General features: G+C 65.7%; 17 protein-coding genes. 11 read left to right on the top strand and 6 right to left on the bottom strand.

What is annotated here, in order from left to right; translation table 11 throughout:
• Position 1 precedes the first annotated feature (1 nt).
• The 6 genes from EII26_RS05360 (at position 2) to EII26_RS05385 (ending at position 8896) form a co-directional block, all read left to right on the top strand.
• Entirely contained in the window at positions 2-2089 is a 2088-nt protein-coding gene (locus tag EII26_RS05360) for an ATP-binding cassette domain-containing protein (protein WP_158612176.1), read from the top strand.
• Between the two features lie 185 nt (positions 2090-2274).
• Positions 2275-3921, top strand: a complete 1647-nt coding sequence (locus EII26_RS05365) for a nucleoside kinase (RefSeq protein ID WP_124888120.1) — start codon at positions 2275-2277, stop codon at positions 3919-3921.
• Positions 3922-4066: 145 nt separating this feature from the next.
• Positions 4067-5368 (top strand): NCS2 family permease, encoded by a 1302-nt coding sequence (locus EII26_RS05370; protein ID WP_124888121.1) that lies wholly within the window; start codon positions 4067-4069, stop codon positions 5366-5368.
• Positions 5369-5534: 166 nt separating this feature from the next.
• Complete coding sequence (locus tag EII26_RS05375) at positions 5535-7010, top strand: hypothetical protein (RefSeq protein ID WP_124888122.1); 1476 nt, start codon at positions 5535-5537, stop codon at positions 7008-7010.
• Positions 7007-8203 carry a pyridoxal phosphate-dependent aminotransferase gene (locus tag EII26_RS05380; protein WP_124888123.1) on the top strand — a complete coding sequence of 399 codons (1197 nt, stop codon included), beginning with the start codon at positions 7007-7009 and terminating at the stop codon, positions 8201-8203. Before EII26_RS05375 ends, EII26_RS05380 begins: the two co-directional genes overlap by 4 nt.
• Before the next feature lie 186 nt (positions 8204-8389).
• The gene (locus EII26_RS05385) at positions 8390-8896 is read left to right on the top strand and encodes a hypothetical protein (protein WP_124888124.1); all 507 of its coding nucleotides are present in this window, start codon (positions 8390-8392) and stop codon (positions 8894-8896) included.
• Positions 8897-9051: 155 nt separating this feature from the next.
• Here EII26_RS05385 and EII26_RS05390 read toward each other — a convergent pair whose 3' ends face one another.
• The 6 genes from EII26_RS05390 to EII26_RS05415 all read right to left on the bottom strand — a co-directional run bounded on the left by EII26_RS05390 (position 9052) and on the right by EII26_RS05415 (position 14976).
• Positions 9052-9498 (bottom strand): hypothetical protein, encoded by a 447-nt coding sequence (locus EII26_RS05390; protein ID WP_124888125.1) that lies wholly within the window; start codon positions 9496-9498, stop codon positions 9052-9054.
• 125 nt (positions 9499-9623) lie between these two features.
• The gene (locus EII26_RS05395; protein WP_124888126.1) at positions 9624-10280 is read right to left on the bottom strand and encodes a hypothetical protein; all 657 of its coding nucleotides are present in this window, start codon (positions 10278-10280) and stop codon (positions 9624-9626) included.
• Positions 10281-10338: 58 nt separating this feature from the next.
• Positions 10339-10950: a DUF6935 domain-containing protein gene (locus EII26_RS05400; RefSeq protein WP_124888127.1), complete on the bottom strand. Its 612-nt coding sequence runs from the start codon at positions 10948-10950 to the stop codon at positions 10339-10341.
• 89 nt (positions 10951-11039) lie between these two features.
• A complete protein-coding gene (locus tag EII26_RS05405; RefSeq protein WP_124888128.1) occupies positions 11040-12047 on the bottom strand; it encodes a hypothetical protein in 1008 nt (335 codons plus the stop codon).
• Positions 12048-12057: 10 nt separating this feature from the next.
• Positions 12058-13614: a hypothetical protein gene (locus EII26_RS05410; RefSeq protein ID WP_124888129.1), complete on the bottom strand. Its 1557-nt coding sequence runs from the start codon at positions 13612-13614 to the stop codon at positions 12058-12060.
• 87 nt (positions 13615-13701) lie between these two features.
• Entirely contained in the window at positions 13702-14976 is a 1275-nt protein-coding gene (locus EII26_RS05415) for a TMEM43 family protein (protein WP_124888130.1), read from the bottom strand.
• A 343-nt stretch (positions 14977-15319) separates the two neighbouring features.
• On the opposite strand from EII26_RS05415, the gene EII26_RS05420 reads away from it, so the two are divergent.
• From EII26_RS05420 to EII26_RS05445, 5 genes are read left to right on the top strand one after another with little or no spacing between them, the layout of a single operon-like run.
• Positions 15320-16042, top strand: a complete 723-nt coding sequence (locus EII26_RS05420) for a GntR family transcriptional regulator (protein ID WP_124888131.1) — start codon at positions 15320-15322, stop codon at positions 16040-16042.
• Positions 16043-16058: 16 nt separating this feature from the next.
• Positions 16059-16559, top strand: coding sequence for a 5-(carboxyamino)imidazole ribonucleotide mutase (gene purE, locus EII26_RS05425; protein WP_124888132.1), 501 nt, complete (start codon positions 16059-16061; stop codon positions 16557-16559).
• On the top strand, positions 16559-17587 hold the full coding sequence (gene purM, locus EII26_RS05430) for a phosphoribosylformylglycinamidine cyclo-ligase (RefSeq protein ID WP_124888133.1): 1029 nt from the start codon (positions 16559-16561) through the stop codon (positions 17585-17587). Before purE ends, purM begins: the two co-directional genes overlap by 1 nt.
• Complete coding sequence (purN, locus tag EII26_RS13270; RefSeq protein WP_199735082.1) at positions 17581-19053, top strand: phosphoribosylglycinamide formyltransferase; 1473 nt, start codon at positions 17581-17583, stop codon at positions 19051-19053. Before purM ends, purN begins: the two co-directional genes overlap by 7 nt.
• Entirely contained in the window at positions 19050-20228 is a 1179-nt protein-coding gene (locus tag EII26_RS05445; RefSeq protein WP_124888134.1) for a phosphoribosylaminoimidazolecarboxamide formyltransferase, read from the top strand. Before purN ends, EII26_RS05445 begins: the two co-directional genes overlap by 4 nt.
• Positions 20229-20275: the final 47 nt, after the last annotated feature.

Below are 20275 nucleotides of genomic sequence, written 5' to 3' on the forward strand. Positions count from 1 at the left end.
CGTGGCTTTTTTCCTTTGGCTGGCCTGGGTCGGGGGCTCCATGCTGCTCCCGGCCCGCCCCTTCATGCCGTTTATGGCCGCACTCCCCTTGGCGGTGCTGCTGGCGTGGCCTCGAGGGAGACGGCGCCTGAAGGCCGTCGCCGGGCTGATGGTGCCTCTGGGGCTGGGGTTCTGGGTGATTCACGGCGGGGCCTTCGCCTCCTGGGTCGGCGGCCCCGCCGTGGGGGTGCCGGGGAGGGCCCTTTGGGCGTTCGGACTGTGGCTGCGCATCCTCTCCGTCGTCTCGGCCAGCCAGGTCTGGATGGAGTGCGTGCCGGTGCGCGTGCTGGTGCGGGAGCTCCTCTCGGGACCGTTGCCCGTGGGGATCGCCTTTCTGCTGGCGAGCCCGCTTCTGCTGGCCGAACAGATCCGGGCGCGCCTGACCCTGATCCGTGAGGCCCAGCTGGCCCGCGGCGTGCCGCTTCGCGGAGGCCTGCGCGAGCGGCTCTCCTCCCTGAGCGCCCTGATCTTTCCCCTGGTCCTGGGCCTTTTGAACGACCTTCCCGCCCGAAGCGCGGCGCTGGATATGAAGGCGTTCAAGCTCCGTCCCTACCGCAGCAGTCTTTACGGGCCCCCCAGGGACCGCCCCTCCGCGTCCGACGGGGGGAGCGGCGGCGCGGCTCCGGGCGGGCCGGCCGTGGAAATCCGCGGCGGGGCCTTTTCGCCTCCGGGGGGCGGCGAGCCCCTGCTGAGGATCCCCCGATTCCGTCTCGGGCCCGGGGCCTGGGCGCTGATCCAGGGAGGAAACGGCAGCGGAAAGTCGACCCTGGCCATGATTTTGTCCGGCGGCGTGCCCGAACACCGGCCGGGCGGGCTGGAGGGGGATTTTTTCGTCTCGGGCGAGCCGGTCCGTTCCCGAAGTTCCCTCCATTGGTCGCCCCGCGTCCAGTTCGTCCAGCAGGATCCCCGGATCTGCTTTTCGGGATGCACGTTCACCGTCGGGGAGGAGGTCGCCTTCGGCCCGGAGAACCTCGCGCTTTGCCGGCCGGAGATCCGGGAGAGGGTCGAGGAGGCCCTTGCCGTGGCCGGGATCGCGCATCTTGAGGATCGTCTGCTGGTGCATCTCTCGGGGGGCGAGGCGCAAAAGGTCCTCCTGGCCGCCGCCCTGGCCATGCGCCCGCGGCTCCTGCTCCTCGACGAGGCGTTCAGCCGGGTCCGGGCCGGGGATATCCCCGTGATCGCCGGTCGGATGCGCGCCTGGGGCGTCAGGCACGGCGTCTCCGTCGTCCTGTTCGAGCGGAAGGGGCTGCCCATGGTGCCCTTCTGCGACACTTTCGCCCGCCTGGAGGAGGGGCTTCTGCTCTGCGGCTCCGAGGCCGATGCTCGGGCCCTGGCCGAACGGGCGGCGTGCCCCGCCTCTCCGAGGGATCGGAGCGTCGGGGAGGCGTCGTCCCGGGAGGGGGCGTCCCCCGTGCTGGAGATCCGGGGCGTGCGTTTCGGGTGGGAGGGGGCGGAGACCCTGCTGCTCGATGGGCTGAACGAGCGTATCGCCGGGGGGGAACGGGTGGCCCTGACCGGGGCCAACGGGGCGGGCAAGTCCACCCTGCTGCGTCTCTGCGGCGGCCTGCTGACGCCCGCGGAGGGCGATGTCCGCCTGGGCGGCCGGAAGGTCGCGGACATGGATCCCCGGCAGCGGGCGTCCAGGATAGGTTTTCTCTTCCAGGACCCCGAACGCCAGCTCTTTCGGGCGACGGTCGAGGATGAATTGCTGTTTGCCCTGCGGGACGAGCGCTGTTCGGCGGACGAAAAACACGCCCGGATCGAGGGGGCCCTGAACGTCACGGGGCTGAAGGGCAAGGGAAAAAGTCACCCGTTCGACCTGAACTCCGCCGAGCGCCGGATGGTGGCCCTGGCCACCCTGTCCGTCCGCAAGCTGGACCTGATTCTGCTCGACGAGCCGACGCGGGAGCTCGACGACCGATGGCTGGACGTGTTTTTGGGGTGGCTCGAGGTGCAGGACGCGGGCCTTCTGGCCGTCAGCCACGACCTCGATCTGGCCGCGAATCGCTTTGACCGCGTCTGGAGGCTGGAGGAGGGCGTCCTGCGATGAGGTGCGTGCCTGAAGAACGCACCGGTCGGATGGGGGCCGCGTTGGGGGGCCCTCCCTTTCGTGCGGGTTTTTTCGTTTTGAACGAATATTTGGGGGGCGATACGTCCACAATAAAAAAGTAACGCTATAATAAAAAAGTCAAACCGTTTTTGTCGGCGGAGCATGATCGTCAGGGGGGTGCCTTCATGGCCTTTACAGTCGCCATTCGGAACCGGAAAAAATACGTCACCAGCGAGACCCCGATCAACGGACACAACGTTCTGGCGGAGCTGGGGCCGGAATATGGCGGAGACGTCATTGCATGGCGGGTCAACAACTATATCCGCCCCTTGGAATGGGTCGTGGAGGATGACGCCGTCGTGGACTTCATCCCGGTGTCCTCGCCCGATGGCCTGCGGATCTATCGGCGTTCCCTGGACTTCCTCCTGGTCATCGCCTGCGGCAAGGTCCTCGGGCGCAAGGCCATTTTGAGGCATTCCATAGGGGAGGGGCACTACTGGGAGTTCGAGGACGGAGCGGTCACGCAGGCCGACGTCTACAAGCTGCATGCGGCGATGAGCGAGATGGTGCGCCAGGACATTCCCATCTGCCGGAAGAGCCTGCCGATCGACAAGGCCAGGCGCATCTTCGAGGAACAGGGGGAGCCGGAGATTGCGGAGCTGTTCGTCAGGGCCAATATGGACCCCGTCGAGGTCTACCGCTGCGGCGAGCGTTTCGGCTATTTCTGCGGTACCATGGCCCCCTCGACGGGGCTGCTCAAAACCTTCGACATCGTCCTCTTCGCGCACGGGATGGTGCTTCAGTTCCCCACGGCGGATTCGCCCGGCGGGATTCCGCCGTTTTGTGCCGAGCCCTCGCTGGGCAACGTCTTTATCGAGTACGCGCACTGGCTGAAGGTGCTGAACCTGAACTACCTCAGCAGCCTCCATCGGTGCGTGGCGGACGGCAAGGTCCAGGAGCTGGTCCTGATCTCCGAGGCCTTCTATTCTCAGCGTCTGAGCCGGATTGCCGAGGAGATCGCCTCGCGCCCCGGCCTCAAGGTGGTCACCATTGCGGGGCCCTCGGGATCGGGCAAGACGACCTTCTCCGAACGCCTCAAAATCCAGCTCATCGTCTGCGGCAAGAACCCCGTCACCCTGCCGATGGACAATTATTTCGTGAACCGGACCCAGACTCCCCGCGACGAGAACGGCGAGTACGACTACGAGCGCCTGGATGCCCTGGACCTGGATTTGCTGGAGGACAACCTGACGCACATCCTCGCGGGCGAGGAGGTCGTCACGCCGCGCTTCGACTTCATCAAGGGCGAGAAGCAGCCGGGCAAGGTCGTCAGGCTGGGGCCCTCGGACATCCTCATCATGGAGGGGATCCACGGCCTGAACGACCGCATCGTGTCCATGCTGCCCGAGGGGTCCCGCTACGGCGTCTTCGTCTCGCCGCTCACGGGCATCTGCATCGATCCCCACAACCGTACGAGTACGGGGGACAATCGGCTGCTGCGCCGCATCGTCCGGGACTACCGCACGCGGGGCAAGTCCGCACAGGTGACCCTCGAGATCTATCCCAAGGTCATGCGGGGCTCGATGCGCTACATCTTCCCCTACCAGAGCCGGGCGGACGTCATATTCAACTCCTCCCTGCCCTACGAGCTCGGGGTGCTGAAGAGCTACGTCGAGCCGCTGCTGCACACGGTGGACGATCGTTCCGAGGTGTTCTCCGAGGCTCTGCGGCTGCTCAACATCCTTCGCTTCGTGCCTTCCGTCCACGTGGACGGGATCCCCAACAACTCGGTGATACGGGAGTTCATCGGCGGCAGCTGTCTGGACGTGTGAGGCGCCGGAGGCGTGAAATCCGTTCCGCGGCGGTCATACCGCGGATGTTCCGAGGACGTGCCATAGATGCGTTGAGGGATCGGGGGAGAGGGGTGCGCGGTCGACGCTCCCCCTGGGGTGAGTGTGAGGGAAAGGAGTGTCCTGCATGTCGTTTCTGGAACGTCAGTTCAAGATCACTGCTGTGGGCAGCTCGGTCAAGACCGAGATTCTGTCCGGGATAACCACGTTCGTCACCATGTCCTACATCATCTTCGTCAATCCGGGCATCCTGTCCAAGACCGGTATGGACTTCAATGCCCTGGTCGTGGCGACCTGCGCCTCGGCTGCCTTGGCGACATTCCTCATGGCGTTCCTGGCCAACTATCCGATCGGCCTTGCGCCCGGCATGGGGCTCAACGCGTTCTTCGCCTTCTCCGTGGTCCTGGGGATGCAGATCGACTGGCGTGTGGCCCTGACCGCGGTCTTCGTCGAGGGCGTGATCTTCATCCTGCTGACCCTGACCAGGCTGCGCGAGATGGTGGTCAATACCATCCCGAAGTCGCTCAAGATCGGCATCTCCGGCGGCATAGGGCTCTTCATCGCCTTCATCGGTCTTCAGGGGGCGGGGATCGTCGTCAAAAACGATGCGACTCTGGTCTCCCTCGGCCATCTGAAGGGCAACCTGCCCGCGCTGCTGGCCCTGCTCGGCCTGCTGCTGATGGCGGTGCTCCATGCCTACAGGGTGACGGGGGCCCTCCTGATCGGGATCCTGGCGGTGACGGCCGCAGCCGTCGGGCTGGATCTCGTGCCCCTTCCGGAGTCCTTCGTGTCGCACCCGCCGTCGATCGCCCCGATCTTCGGACAGCTCGACTTCTCCATGCTGGGCCAGCCCAATTTCTGGATCGTCGTGTTCACCTTCTTCTTCGTCGACTTCTTCGATACGGTCGGGACTCTGGTGGGCGTCTGCAACCGCAGCGGGCTCCTGGACGAGAAGGGGAACCTGCCCAACGCGCGGGGCGCACTGCTGGCCGATGCGATCGGCACGACGGCCGGCGCCCTTCTGGGAACTTCGACCGTCACCTCCTATGTCGAGAGCGCCAGCGGCATCGCCCAGGGCGGCCGCACGGGGCTCAGCGCCCTGGTTACGGGCGTACTCTTCCTGGTCGCGCTGTTCTTCACGCCGATCGTGGGGATCGTCCCCCCCTATGCGACCGCTCCGGCCCTGATCCTCGTCGGGGTCTACATGATCATGGGGATTCGCGACCTGAACTTCGACGAGTGGACGGAGCTCGTTCCGGCCCTCCTGGGCTTTATCCTGATGCCCCTGTCCTACAGCATCGCCATCGGAATCGAGTTCGCCATCGTCTCCTACGTCCTGATCAAGCTGCTGAGCGGCAAGTCGAAGGACGTGAGCTGGCTCATGGCCGTCCTGGCCGTCATCTTCATCCTCAAGGAAGCCCTGTATTAGACGAGACTCGACGGCCCCGTCCCGGAACTGCCTTCCGGGACGGGGCTTCCTTTTTCGGGAGGATCGGAGCTTCCCTTAATCCGGGTCCCGTTGTATGCTTTAGGAGAAAACCATTGCCGGGGAGGGCGCCCTCTCCGGGAGGACACAAGGGAGTTGGAGAAAGCCCGTGCGAGACCACAGAGTTTCTGGCGTCCGTTTCTCGTCGCTGTCGGATTTCCTGATCCGAACCGCGGGGGAGGACCATGAATTTCTTCCGGAGGAGGACCTGGGCCGCTTTCCCGTGGTCTGCTGCGGCATGGCCAATGGGGCTGGCGGGTGGATTCTCCTGGGCGCGGCGTGGGGTGAGGACGAGCCCGAGGTGCTGGGGCTGGACGATCCCGTCGGTATGGAGCGGCGCCTGAGGGCGCTCCTGGCCGGGGAACGCAGGATCAGCGCGGACACCGTGGGAGCCTTTTCCATCGTCGGCGAGGCGGGAACTACCCTTATGGCCGTCCGGGTGGAGCCGGCGGAGTGGCATCGTCGCCCCGTCTGCGTGGGGGGCGACTACACCCGTGGGGTCTACCGCCGTATCGAGGGCGTGGACGTCGCCTCCGGCCTGAGGGCCCGTTTTCGCCTTGCCCTGGATGCCCTGGAGCGCCTGCGCAGCGACGGGGTCGTGCCGGGGCTGGCCGCTTCGGACCTTCACGAGGAGAGCTCCGCCTCGTTTAGGGAGGCGGTAGTCGCCCGGCGTCCGGAGTGGGGTGCTCTGTCGGAGGAGGCCTTTCTGTCCCGAACCCTGGTCCTGAGCGACGGGGGGATCACTCGGGCCGGCCATCTCCTGCTGGGGAAAAAAAGCACGCGGGTGCGGGCCCTGTTCCGGGACGCTTCGGGGAATGAGGACATCTTCGAGGTCCGCAACCTCTGGAGGGCCTATGCGGATCTGTTGCCCCGGTTCTGCGAGGGGCTCTCGGCCGCCTGTGCCGCGGCGTTTCGGGAGTGCTTCGTCAACGCGCTGGTCCACGCCGAGCACGACGAGGGCGCCGTTCGGTTGACGGGATGCGGCGACAGGGTACGCATCGAGAATCCCGGCCTTTCCCGGGCCTTTTCCCAGGGGGAGAGCCTCTGCCGGAACGTCCGACTGATGCGCATGTTCCGGCTGGCGGGTGCGGCCGCCGGAGAGGGGAAAGGCCTTGCTGCCGTTCGCGCCTATCAGCCCGGTTTCGAGCTGCACCAGGACCCGCTGGAGCTCGCGACGGCCGCGGAGCTCCGGCTCGAGCGTCTTCCCGTTCCCGACCCGGCAAGAACCCCGTTGCCGGTGGTCTCCCTTGTGTCGTGCGGCGCTCCCTCCGTGGAGGAGGCTGTGGCGCGTGAGAGCGCGGCGGTCCCGCCCGTCGCGTCCGCGTCCGATTTTCTGGTCGTTTCGGCGGCCCCGGCGGAGGAAGCTCCGGACGGGGACGGCAACCCCGGTGGGACGACGCCCGATGCTCCGCCTCCGGAAGATGGCCTCCCTCCGAATCTGGAACCCTCGGCCGGCAGGGCCTTTGTCTTCGGAAGCGCGGCCCAGGAACTGGAGTTGGCCGTCGCCGAGATCCGACGGCAGTGGATGGAGGCGTTTTCCTCCGGCTCCGCGGAGCCCGGGACCGAGGGAGGGGGGGCGCCATGACCGAGGGGATGCCGATCGGCTCCCGTATGGCCGGGGCGCTGTCGGTCGGGGGGATACGGGAGATCATGGCTCGGGCAGAGGCCCTGGAGCGGTCGGGCAGGCACGTCATTCATCTGGAGATCGGCCGTCCCGACTACGACTCCCCCCCCTGCGCCAAGCGCGCTGCGGCGCGGGCTCTGGAGGAAGGGCGGGTGCATTACACCGAGAATGCGGGCATCCCCGAGCTGCGCCGTGCCATCGCGGAGGACCGCAACCGCCGGTACGGGACCGGTGTGACGGGGGACGACATTGTCGTGACCGCCGGGGCGACCGAGGCCCTGGCAACGGCGTTCCTGACCCTGCTGGATCCGGGCGACGAGGTGATCGTCCCGACCCCGTTTTTCCCCGCCTACTCGCTCCAGGCAGCCCTTGCGGGCGGCGTGGTGCGCGAATTGCCGTGCCGTTTCGAGGAGGGGTTTCGCCCGTCGGCGGCGGCGTTGGAGGCGGCGGTCACGCCGCGCACCAGATTGTTGCTGCTCAACAGTCCGAACAACCCTTCCGGAACGGTCCTGAACCGGTCCGAGCTGGAGGCCGTCGCCGACGTGGCGCGCCGCCACGACCTATGGGTGCTCAGCGACGAGTGCTACGAACGGTTTCTTTATGAAGGGGAGCCCCTGACCGTCTCCGCCCTGCCCGATATGGCGAGGCGAACGGTTGTGGTGAGCGCGGCCTCCAAGACCTTCTCCATGACGGGCTGGCGCGTCGGGTGGCTGGTGCTGCCGCCCGAGGTGCGTCCCTACATGAACAAATGCCACCAGCACCTCACCTCCTGTGCCGCGTCCTTCGCCCAGTTCGGCGTGGCCGAGGCCCTGAGGTCCGCCGAGGGGGACGTGCGCCGTATGATCGAGGGCTATCGCGAGCGGCGCGACGTCTTTGCGGATGGGCTTGGGCGTGTGGAGGGCGTGGATCTTCATGTTCCCCAGGGGGCGTTTTACGTCCTCCTCCACGTGGGGCGTCTCACGAAGGCGTGGGGCCTGACGGCCGCAGAGCTGGCGGGGTGGCTGCTGGAGGAGGCGGGGGTGGCCTCCGTCCCGGGCGAGCCCTTCCGTGCCCCCGGCGACTTCCTCCGTATGGCGTTCTGCCGGCCGGCGGACGAGCTGCGCGAGGCCGCCCGACGGATCGAGCGGGCCGTCCGATCGAGGGGCGGGCTTTGACTCGCCCTTAAGGCCGCCTCCGGCAAGGGACCCGAGGGGGGCGCAGGTAGTTTTGCCTATCGTGCTTTCCGTGAAATATCCCTACGGCTATTTGATGGGGAACTTTATCATGTTTTCCAGTTTTTGACTTGATTCATGTGTTGGCATATGGACGATAGAATACGGATGCGAAAGGGAGTTTGGGCTATGAAGAGGACAACGGGATTGGTGCAGGTTCTCGTGGTGTTCGTGCTGTGCCTGGCGGGCATGGCGGGCGCCGCCGATGCGATGGAATACAAGGGGTACATCAACAAAACATTCGGCTACAGTCTGGAGTACCCGGATATCTTCTTCGATGGGACTTTTGAGGAGAACGGCAAGGAAGTCGTCATGGAGTCGATCCACAAAAAGTACCATCTGAAGGTCTGGGGACGCGATCTCAAGAAGAAGGAGAACGCCAAGTCCTTGTTCAAGGCCGTGAAGGCGGACTTGGAGAAGGCCGGGAGCACGCCCATCAAGCATTCGGCCGTCTCCGGAAAGAACTCGTTCTCGATCGGCTACACCGATCCGAACGATCCCGATGTGCTGATCGCCCAGTACGGGGTTGTCAAGGGAAAGCGAGCCGCGATCTTTGTCTTCCGTTATCCTCACGACGAGTATGAGGTCTTCCAGGACATCCTGAAGCACATGGGCAAGACCTTCAAGGTCTTTTAGCCTTTGCCGGGAGACGCGTTCGACCGACTCGCGCTGAAAAATCACGAGAAAAGAGGGGGGCCGTCGCAATCGGCCCCCCTCTTTTTTCGTGCCGTCCCCGGGCTGCGCATTTCGAAGCGGCCGGTGTTTTTCACGGCAAGGGCGAGCTTTCGCCCCTACTCCAATTCGGCCTGGATCTCCTCCAGCAGACGATCCACGTCCAGCTTTCCCTCCACGCGTTCGAGCCTGAAGGCGAGTCCGTCCCTGTCCTTGTAGTGCAGGCGTCCGTCGCGAAGGGTCAGTGTCTCCGGGAGATATTCGTCGGTCTCGGCCTTCCGGGTCACCTTCAGCGAGGCCCCCGCGCCGTCCGGCATCCAGGTTCCGCTGAACCAGGCCCCGAAGACGACGGCCTCGAACGTCCCGTCCGCCTCGAGCTGATAATGGGCGCAGAACTTGACCGGGAATCCGTCGAGATGCTCCGTCGTTTCCGGCTGCCCGGGTTCCGTGATGCCGGCCGAGGCCCAGTGCCCGGAGAGGTCCGAGGCGGCCGCGGGAACGGACAGCACCGCCAGAACGGCAAGAACGGCAAGCGCGGTAAAAAGGGTGTTGTGCCTGTATTTCACGATGCGCTCTCCTTTCGATTAAGGAAATAAATGCGGAAAACCATTCCGCGGGAGGCGCGCCGGGGCGGCTCGATCGGGCTGGGCCGCCCGGCGACGTTTCGTCCACGAACCGTCCTTGCCGCCGGTCAATCCGAAAACCACAGGCGGGAGAGATTCTCCGCCACCTTGATCGATCGGGGATTTTCCGTGGACAGCTGTTTGATCCCGGCGTGGAAGCGGTACAGGGCGCCGTTTCCCGCCTTGAATCCGCAGTCGCGGATCTGGCCTCCGCCGGCCATGTTGAGCAGCTTCATCGGTTTCGTCAAGTCGTTCGCCCCCATCAGATCCAGGTCGTCGCCCACGAAATTGAACCCCTCGAGACCGCACAGTACGCATTTCCACTGTCCCAGCTTCGCCTTTATCGGACCGCCGTTTTTCAGAACGATGTAGTCGTTTTTGCGTTGGTAGATGACGTAGGGAGAGGTGTTCATCGTCCGCTTCTTGTCGAAGAAATGGCCTCCGTCCTTTACTTTGGAGCACTTGGGAATGGGGGTCCCGACGTTGGAGAGCAGCCTCCAGTTCTGCTGCTGATAAGCCATGTCTTTATTGTTGCCGTTGTTGCCGCCGCCTGAAATATCGTCGGGGTCGAAGGTGAAAAATTGCTTGTCGCACGTGTAGCACTGCCATTCGATGATCGGTATGAACCTCTCGTCGCCCCCGTCCTTTCCCCACGACGTGGACGGAAGGCAAGACGCCGCCGCCAGCACGAGAACAACCAGACAAAGGGTTGAAAGCTTTTTCATCACAGCACCTCCGATCGTAATTTAGGGACCGATTTCGACGGATTTTCCTCCCGCTCGTTCATTTGGGCGTTCCCTGTGCGTCGTAGTCCGCGTCGTGCGCGTTTTTCATGCGGTCGAGCGCGGACTGGGGCGGACGCACCCCCGAATAGGTGCTCGAGTTGTTGATGACGTACCACAGGCCGTCGTACTCCTTCACCCAGACGGGCCTCGGTCTGTCGGCTCCGCCGCTTTTAAGGAAAAGCTTGAGATAGCCGCTTTCCTGCGTCCTCCGGGTCTCCGTGATCGAAAAATCCTCCGGGGACATCCGGTAGTCGTTCTCGGGCGTAGCTCCCGCCGCGAAACTGCGAAAGATGTGCTGCTTGTCCGGGTCCCTCAGGCGCTCGACGAAGGTGCCCAGGGTGTGCGACCGTTCGATCGGCAGGCTCGAGTGCAGGGCGTAGCGCAGCATCTTCGAGCCCTCGTCCCGCGTCGCCTCGTCGATGTAGCAGAACACGGCCTCGAAATAGAGTTTCACAGCGCCCTCCGGCGTCCGGCCCTCCTTCTGGTAGCGCGCCTTGAATTCCCGGTAGTCCCGGGGAAGCGCGGCAAGGGCCTCCTGACAAAACGCCAAGGACAGAAACAGAAGATGGAGAACGAAGGCGGACAGCCATCGCAGATTTCCCTTTCGCATTGCGTCACCTCCAAAAAGGCCTCGAAATACCGTTCGGCGCAGAAGAAAGCGGCGGCATTCCTCTCGTTTCAAATCTCTTGACGCGAGTTTCATTCTTTCGTGATCTTGTAGAATGCGGCGACCTTCTCGGAGATGTCGTGGACTCTTTTCCCCAGGCCCGATACGGCCGATTCGGGGGGCAGTTCGTCTTGAATAAAGCGATTGACGAGGCGCTCCTCTTCGGTGAAGGCCGTCTCTACGGCTTTTTCAAGCCGCGTCATGGTGTCGGAGATCATGCCCATGATGTTCTTCAGCACCTCGTCGTTGCCCTTATAACCCGTCCACACACTGCGGAGTGCGTTGTATTGCTCGACCCATGCCGCGTATTGCGGCAGAAGCACGTCGGCGATCTGTTTTCTCCGTTCGTGCGCCCGCGTCGCGTAAACCTCTATCGCGCAGGCCTGATTGAGGACTTTATAGTCGAGGCGGCCTCCGTATCGCATGTATTTCGCATAGGGGTAGCAATTCAACAGATCGGCCAGGAAATCCTTGCGCGCGTCGCTTCTGCCCGGAGTCCTGTCCGTCAGCCAGTGCCTGGTGGTCAGCCGGGAGTTGTTTTTTATCATATCCTCGGCCTTCTTCACGATGTGGTCGATCAGCTCCAGATCCTGGGACATGTTCTGGAGCCCCAGAAGGCTGGAGCGCCACGTATCGCGAATGAGGCGCAGGTTGCCCAGGATCCCGGCGTGCATGAACAGGAATCGTGTCGTCTGAAGGAAGGACACGCTTCTCGTCCTCAGATTGCGGAAATCCGAGGTGTTCAGGAAGGACAGGCTCGGGTCGTCCTGGGGAACGAACATGAGGCTGTTCAGCTCGCTCGCCAGGGACGCCATCTGATCGGACTTCAGAAGCCCGTAGGAGGACAGGGGGGCCACTTTCGAGGAAAACGCGTCGAGCTGGTTGCATAGGGTTCTTATCTTGTTCTGAAACACGACCTCCGCATCCTTCGAGAAATCGAAACCGGCCTGCGGCTCCGGATTCCCCGGGGCGCCCTCGGCCTGCGCAAGGCAGAACAAAACGATAAGAACCGCGATCGGACGAATCAGGCGAATCTTCATGGGGACCTCCTCAGAAAGGAATATTGTAGCTCTCTACCAGCCACGGGCCTCCGCCCACCCGTATGAGCTGATACTCCTTGGGGGAGCCGTATTGACGTCCGTTCTCGTCCCAGGCCTTGCATTCGATGTAGGCGTACTCCACCTGCGTGCCGCCTATCTGGCGGGCCGTGTTCTTCTGCTCGTCGCTCAGGAAGTAGTCCATGTCCTTGTCTCCCGCGTCGAAGCCCTTGGCGGTCGCGAACCGGGGCTCGCCGAAGGTGACGGCCACATACTCCCTTCGGAAACGCCCCTGATGCAGATCCCAGTGGTAGTTGGCCACCAGATCGTACCCGACGTTCGTCTTGTACAGCTCCGGATTGACGCAGGCCATGTAGAGCTCCCTGTTCTTCTCCTTGATGGCCGCGACGAAGGTCTCCATCACCTGGAGCGGGGTGGCGTTCGCGGGCAGAGCCTTGATGCTGTATGTGCTCTCCCGGATGCTCTTCAGGTCGTTCTCGCCGGCGAAAAGACCGTTCTTCTCGTTGTTCGGGTCGTACCATGCCGTGAGCAGACCCGGGACATGAAGGGCAACAGGGGTGACCTCCCAGCCCACCTGGCTGGCCATCGTCTTCTTCTCCTCGGCCTGGGGAACCTCGTGCAGAATGGCGGTGATCCGGCCCAGAACCGTCCAGCTCTTCACGTCCTCGAGCGCCCCGACCGCCTCGCGGCGGCACCGCTTCATGGCCTCCCAGGGGCCCAGCCACTCCCGTCCGTCGATCCTGACGAACCAGTAGCCCGTGGAGGGCTTGCCCACAAAGATAAACTCGCCCGCGCCCCCCAGAAACTGGTTCTCGGGGAAGCGCACGTCCTGGAGCACCACGAAGGCGCCCTCCAGCTCCTGCAGGCCCACGTAGCTCCAGTCGGGAATCGGGAAGGGGTTTGTGATGACGGAGTCGTAGAGCCTCTCGGCCACGCCGTCGCGCCGTCGGGCCACTTCCCGGGAGTGTTGCTCCTCGAGCTCGTCGAAAAATTTCTTTACCTCCTGCTCCGAGACGGAGGGGCCCTTTTCTCTGGACTCGGGCTGCTTGTCTCCCGCCTCCTTCAGCGTGGCGACCCGCTCCCTCAGCCGCTCGTCCTCCTCCTTGCGGATACGGACGGCCTCCTTGGCCTTCACCTCCGCCTCCGCGAGGAGCTCGGCCCACCTTTTGTCGGCCAGCGCGCCCAGCTTGGCCTGCAGGGTCTTCTCCTGCTCCCGGTAGGCCAGCATCTCGGGCGTGATCGTGACGTGGTCCCCCTGGGTCTTCATCATGGCCTCCCGCATCCGGGCGAAGAGCTCCTGCACCCGCGGGTCGTCGGGATGGCGCTCGTGGAGGGTCCTCACTCGGTTGGCCGCCTCGGTCTTGTTGATGTAGCGGGCCGACGTGCTGCCCCTGAGGTTCGCCACCTCCTGCTCGAACAAATCCACAAAATAGGCGGCGCGGGCGATCTCCCGGCTCAGCGCCCCTGGGTCCACGGCCGCCGCAGACGATGCCTGGGTCGGGAACAGCAGGATGATACAGATGCAAAAACTTGACAGAGCTCGTTTCATATTCCCACAGCCTTTCATCATGTTCCTGGGGCAGTGGCCGGAATGGCCCGCTGCAGAGCGACGGAGGCTTGCCCGATCCAGGTGCTTTTACGTCCTTGCCGCCCTGTTCTTGCGCCCCTTCATGTACAGAAGCCCCATGAGGACCACGGCCGCGCCAAGCAGCGAGCCCGCCAGAAGGGGGCGGAACCGAATCCAGGCGACGGCGATGACCAGCAGCGACCACGCCACTCCCAGCAGAAAGGCCACGATCCCCGTACCCGCTCCGACGATGGTCCCGACGATGGGAATCACGTCCGCGATGACGGACAGAGGACGCAGCACGGCGCCAAGGCCGGCGACGACGACCAGGGTCCCCACGACGCGCAGGATCCAGCCCATGGTGGTGTTCTCGCTCTCCGCCCCGGCGAACATCTTCTCCATGCTCGCCGTGCCCATGTTCAGGCGGCTGAAGGTGTATCCGTTGGAGGCCGTGAACTCCTCGAACGTGTCCCCGGCCACCTGGGCGATGATGGAGACGTCGGCGGGAGGAACCTGAGTGAAGGTGACGCGGACATCGCCGACCTCCGGCGAGCCGGGGTTTTTCCCGAGATAGAGAACGTTGCCCTGAGCGTGGACGTACCGGTCCTGAGGCCGCTCCTGAACCACGCTGGCCGCAGTGTCGGCGGAGACCATGTCCGGAGAGAGCGTTTCGGCCGGAACCGGTATGCTTTCCACCGGCTTGTAGCCTGTCGCGAGCCCCTCGAAGAGCTCCTTTTTCTTTTCGTCGTCCGGCTGGATGTCCAGGGGGACGGCCCCGCCGATGGCGCGTTTCAGGAAATCCGGCAGTTTGTAGGCCCCGAAGGTGACTCGGGGAGCGTAGAGCGTCTCGTTCGTGTACTGTGCCAGAACCTTGTTGCGCATCTGGTATTCCGCATCCCTGAAGCTGTTGGAGTCGACCGGGCTGTTGACCCACTCCCTGGTGTAGGTGTAGGTCGTGACGGTCTCCTCGCCTCCGCCCAGTTTTTTGCGCTTCTCCTGTTTGGAGTGCTCCGTCCACTGATAGTACTCCACCTTGCGGGCAATGTTGATGGCCTTCGCCTGCGCGCCGAAGATGGGGTCCTCCAGTACGTCCTGGGTGTCCGCCCGGCCGGTCGCGTAGACCACCTTGCCCTCCAGGGCGGGGTCCGGTTTCGAGATGTCGCCTGCCCCGACCGCGACGCTGCGGGCCTCGTTGATGGCCCCGCCGGTCTTGACTGTGCGCCCCTCGTTCCAATAGAGCAGGATCGTGCCCAGCGCGATCATGACGAGGCCCGTCAGTATCCCCTTGAACGCGCCGCCCATGCGGCTCCCCCAGCTTCTGTACGTCGTCTCCGTGTAAGCCATGGAATGAATCCTCCTTCTTGTGTTGGAATGCAGAATAACGGTGATCGCCGTTTCGCGCGAGTGCCAGGCCGTGAGGGCCGCCGTGCCGTCCGCAGACCTGCGAAATTTTTTGCCGGCCCTCTCCTATATATTGTGGAGAAAATATGTTGAGTCAATCATCCCAGAAGCCTCCGTCCAACGCAACTACCTTGGCCCCTCTTTGGAGGGTGGTTTTTCCCGTCGTTTCCTTCACGGCATCCGCTTTACGGTGGCCTTGGCGCGCGCTTTACAATTCTCCGGAAATCGTTTATAGTTCAGGAGGTATTACCTTAAAGGTATTACCTATTTGTTCGGAGGGAAAAGGATGTTCGGCAAGATCGAGGTTACGCTGCAATCGAAGCTGCTGCACGAGATGCGCGAGGGGATGTTTCGCCATGCGGAGCGCCTGCCCAGCGAGAACGCTTTGGCCGAGCGGCTGGGCATCAGCCGAACCCAGCTTCGGGACGTCCTGGCGCAGCTCGAGCGGGAGGGGTTCGTCAGCCGCCGTCACGGCGTGGGGACGGTCATCAACCGTCACGTTTTGGCTCTGGCGGTGCGCATGGACCTGGAGGTCGAGTTCCTGGAGATGATCGAGCGCTCGGGCTATCGGCCGGGCGTTTCGCTTCTTGCGACGGAGCGCCGCGCGGCCGATGCCGGCGTGGCGGAGCGCCTGAGGCTGGACGCCGGCGCCGAGGTCCTGCTGAACGCGCGGCTGGTGACGGCGGACGGGCGTCCGGCGATCTATTGTGAGGACTATATCCCCGCCGACCTGCTCCGGGGCGGGCTCCCGGGGCCGGAGGAGCTGGAACGGCCCATCTTTCATTTTCTGAAGATGTATTGCGGGGTCGAGCCCTGCATGGACCTGACGGAGATCCGGGCGACGGTCGCGGAGGGCCGCGTTGCGGAGCTGCTGAAGGTGGAGCGGGGGGCGCCGCTGCTCTACATGGACGAGGTGGACTACGACGTCGCGGGCCGTCCGATCCTGTACGCCCGCCAGCACCATGCCGACGGGATCGTCCGCCACACGCTGATGCGCAAGAAGATATGAACGTAAGGAGCCGATCATGAAAAAAGTTGCCGTAATCCTGGGAAGCGACAGCGACCTGCCGGTGGCGGAGAGGGCGTTTGAGGTGCTGCGCTCGCTGGGCGTTCCCTTCGAGGCGCGCGTGATGTCCGCCCACCGGACGCCCGAGGCCGTGGCCTCGTTCGCGCGCGGGGCGAGGGACGAGGGTTTCGGGGCGGTCGTCGCCCTGGCGGGCAAGGCGGCGCATCTCGCGGGCGCGGTCGCCGCGCATACACGGCTTCCCGTGATCGGAGTTCCGGTCGGGTCCCCGGACCTGGGCGGGCTGGACGCGCTGCTCTCGACCGTCCAGATGCCGTCGGGCGTGCCCGTCGCGGCGGTGGCGATCGACGGGGCGGCCAACGCGGCGTGGCTTGCGGCCCGGATCCTGGCGGTGGAGGATCGGGAGCTGGCCGCGGCCCTCGAGGAGCACGCCGCGGCGACGGCACGGGAGGTCGCCCGGAAGGACGCCGCCCTGCACGAACGCCTGGAGGAGACGCGATAATGGCCGGACGCGAGGATTATGCGCGTTCCGGTGTGGACGTCGAGGCGGGGTACGAGGCGGTCCGGCTCATGGCGGGCTCGATCGCGCGCACCCGCACGCCGGGGGTGCTCTCGGAGCCCGGCGGCTTCGGCGGCGCCTTCGCGCTTCCGTCCGGCCTCCGCGAGCCGGTGCTGGTCAGCGGGACGGACGGGGTCGGGACCAAGCTGAAGCTCGCCTTTCTGACGGGCCGGAACGATACCGTCGGCATCGACTGCGTGGCCATGTGTGTGAACGACATCCTGTGCAGCGGCGCCCGGCCGCTGTTTTTTCTGGACTACATTGCCCTGGGTCGGAACGTCCCGGAGCGGGTGGCGGAGATCGTCTCGGGGGTGGCCGAGGGCTGCGTCCGGGCCGGCTGCGCGCTGATCGGCGGCGAGACCGCGGAGATGCCGGGCTTCTACGCCCCGGACGAGTACGATCTGGCCGGGTTCGCGGTCGGGGTCGCCGAACGTTCCGCGATGCCGGGCCGCGAGCGGGTGCGGGCGGGCGACGTCCTGATCGCCCTTCCGTCCTCCGGCCTGCACTCCAACGGGTTCTCGCTCGTCCGCAAGGTGTTCGGCGTCGAACGGCGGGACCTGAATGCCCGCATCGCGGAGCTGGGGACGACGCTGGGGGAGGCGCTGCTCACCCCCACCCGCATCTACGCCCGCCCCGTCGCCGCCCTGCTGGAGGCGGTGCCGGTCCGCTCCCTGGCCCACATCACGGGCGGAGGTTTCCACGAGAACATCCCGCGCAGCCTGCCTGTGGGGCTGTCGGCCCGGATCGAACGGGCCGCCCTGCGGGTTCCCCCCATCTTCGACCTGCTGAGGCGCGAGGGGGACCTGGACGAGGACTCGATGTTCCGCGTCTTCAACATGGGGGTGGGCATGACCGCGGCGGTCGCCCCGGACGACGTGGACGCGGCCCTGCGGGCGCTGCGGGAGAACGGGGCGGAGGCGTACCCGATCGGTGCGGCCGTCCCCGGGACGGAGGGGGTCGTCCTGTGCTGAGCGCGCGGGTCGCCGTGCTGGCCTCGGGCGGGGGGACGAACCTCCGGGCGCTCCTGGACGCGCAGGACGCGGGACGACTGCAGAGCGGGCGGGTCGTGCTGGTGCTCTCCGACAGGCCCGACGCCCATGCCCTGGAGCGGGCCCGTGCCCGTGGAGTGAGGGCCGAGGCCGTGGAGCCCCGGGGGTTCCCGGACGCGGCTGCGTTCGAGCGGCGCCTGCTGGCGCTCTTGGAGCGGGAGCGGATCGATGTCGTGGTGCTGGCGGGGTTTTTGCGGATTTTGGGCGCGGACTTCGTGGCGCGTTACCGGGGGCGGATCCTGAACGTTCATCCCTCGCTGATCCCGTCCTTCTGCGGGCGCGGGTTCTACGGGCTTCGCGTGCACCGGGCGGCCCTCGCCGCGGGCGTCAAGGTGACCGGCGCGACGGTGCACCTGGTGGACGAGACGCCCGACGGAGGCCCCATCCTGATGCAGCGGGCGGTGGAGGTCCTGCCGGACGACACGCCGGAGGCGCTGCAGCGCCGGGTGATGGAGCAGGCCGAATGGCGCCTGCTGCCCGAGGCGGTCGAAAGGCTCTGCGGGAGCCTCAGGGGCTCTGCCCCTGAGACCCCGCCGAGGGAGCAAGCCCCCTCGGAACCCCTTCTACCTTTCTCGAGGGAGGGCGTTGCCCCCCCCCGAGAAAGGTCAATGGGGGTGCAGGGGGACGAGTTCCCCTGCCAGGGGGTATGGGGGACGGAGTCCCCTGATCCCGTCAGCAGCCCTGCGGCGTTTCTGGGCGGCAACCGATACCCGGGCCGCGGCATCGTCCTGGGCTCGGCTCCGGACGGGGGCGCCGTCCTGGCCTACTTCATCATGGGGCGGAGTGCGCCGAGCCGCGCCCGGGTCTTCGAGCGGTCGGGGGACGACCTCGTGATCCGGCTCCTGGACCCGGGGCGGGTGGCGGACCCCTCGTTGATCCTCTACGCGCCCCTGCGCGTCTGCGGGGAGCACGTCGTCGTGTCGAACGGCGACCAGACGGAGACGATCCATGAGTTCCTGAGCGCCGGCGGCGGCTTCGAGGCGGCCCTGAGGACCCGCAGCCACGAGCCCGACGCGCCGCACCTCACGCCGCGCGTCAGCGGCCTGCTGACCTTCGACGGGGCGGGGGGCTTTTCGTACCGGCTGAGCATCCTCAAGGCGGGGGCAGAGGGAGGCTGCCTCCGGCAGTTCTTCGAATATCGGGCGGTTCCCGGCCTCGGGCACCTCATCCACACCTATGCCGGCGACGGAGACCCCCTGCCGAGCTTCGGGGGCGAGCCCCGCGAAGTGCGGATCGGCTCGGACCTCGATGCCTTCGCCCAGGGGCTCTGGGCCGCGCTCGACGCCGAGAACCGCGTGGCGCTCTACGTCCGCCGTTACGCGGCGGAGGGCTCCGGGTACGAGGACCGGCTTTTCGACAGGCACGGGACGGGAGGGGTAGGACGTTGAAGGAGCTGGAGCTCAAGTATGGATGCAATCCCAATCAGGCCCCGGCGCGGCTCTTCGTGACGGAGGGGAGGCTTCCCTTCGAGGTGCTGAACGGCCGGCCGGGCTACATCAACTTTCTGGACGCCCTGAACGGCTGGCAGCTCGTGCGGGAGCTGCGCCGCACGCTCTCGCTGCCCGCGGCGGCCTCGTTCAAGCACGTCAGCCCCGCGGGCGCGGCGCTGGGATATCCCCTAAGCGAGGGGGAGAAGCGATTGTTCTTTGCTGACCTTCCGGGTCTGGAGGACTCCCCGCTGGCCTGCGCCTACGTTCGGGCGCGGGGGACGGACCGCATGTCCTCGTTCGGGGACTGGGTCGCGCTCAGCGACCCGTGCGATGCGACGACGGCGGCGGTGATCCGCCGCGAGGTGTCGGACGGGATCGTCGCGCCCGGCTACTCCGAGGAGGCTCTGGCGATCCTCGGGGGCAAGCGGGGCGGGGGCTACGCCATCGTGAGGATCGACCCGGACTGGGAGCCCGGACCGACGGAGCGGCGGCAGGTGTTCGGGGTCACGTTCGAGCAGCGGCGCAACGACGCGTCGGTCGATCCCTCGGTCTTCGACAGGCCGGTGACGCGGTGCAAAACCATTCCCGAGTCCGCGCGCCGCGACCTGACCCTGGCGCTGATCGTGCTCAAGTACACGCAGTCCAACTCCGTGTGCTACGCGCAGGGCGGCCAGACCCTGGGGGTCGGCGCGGGGCAGCAGTCGCGCGTGCACTGCACCCGCCTGGCGGGGGACAAGGCGGACATCCGGCTTCTGAGAGGACACCCCAGGGTGCTGGACCTGCCGTTCCGTCCCGATCTGGGCCGGCCGGACCGGGACAACGCGATCGACGTCTACCTCTCCTCCACGCCGGAGGACGTCCTGGGCGAGGGGCTCTGGCCGCGCTGCTTCGTGCGGCGCCCGGAGCCGTTGACGCCCGGGGAGCGGCGCGCCTGGCTGGACGGCGCGACCGGCGTCTCGCTCGCGAGCGACGCCTTCTTCCCCTTCCCGGACAACGTGGAGCGCGCGCGGCGGAGCGGCGTCACGGCCATAGCGCAGCCGGGCGGCTCGATCCGCGATGCCGACGTCGTCGAGGCGTGCGACCGGCACGGGATCGCGATGGTGATGACCGGACAACGGTTGTTCCATCACTGAGTGTTATAGAAGATCATGTCGAACCGAAGGTTTGCGAGGCGGCCAAA

This window comes from Fretibacterium sp. OH1220_COT-178, from assembly GCF_003860125.1.
Classification (GTDB): Bacteria; Synergistota; Synergistia; order Synergistales; family Aminobacteriaceae; genus CAJPSE01.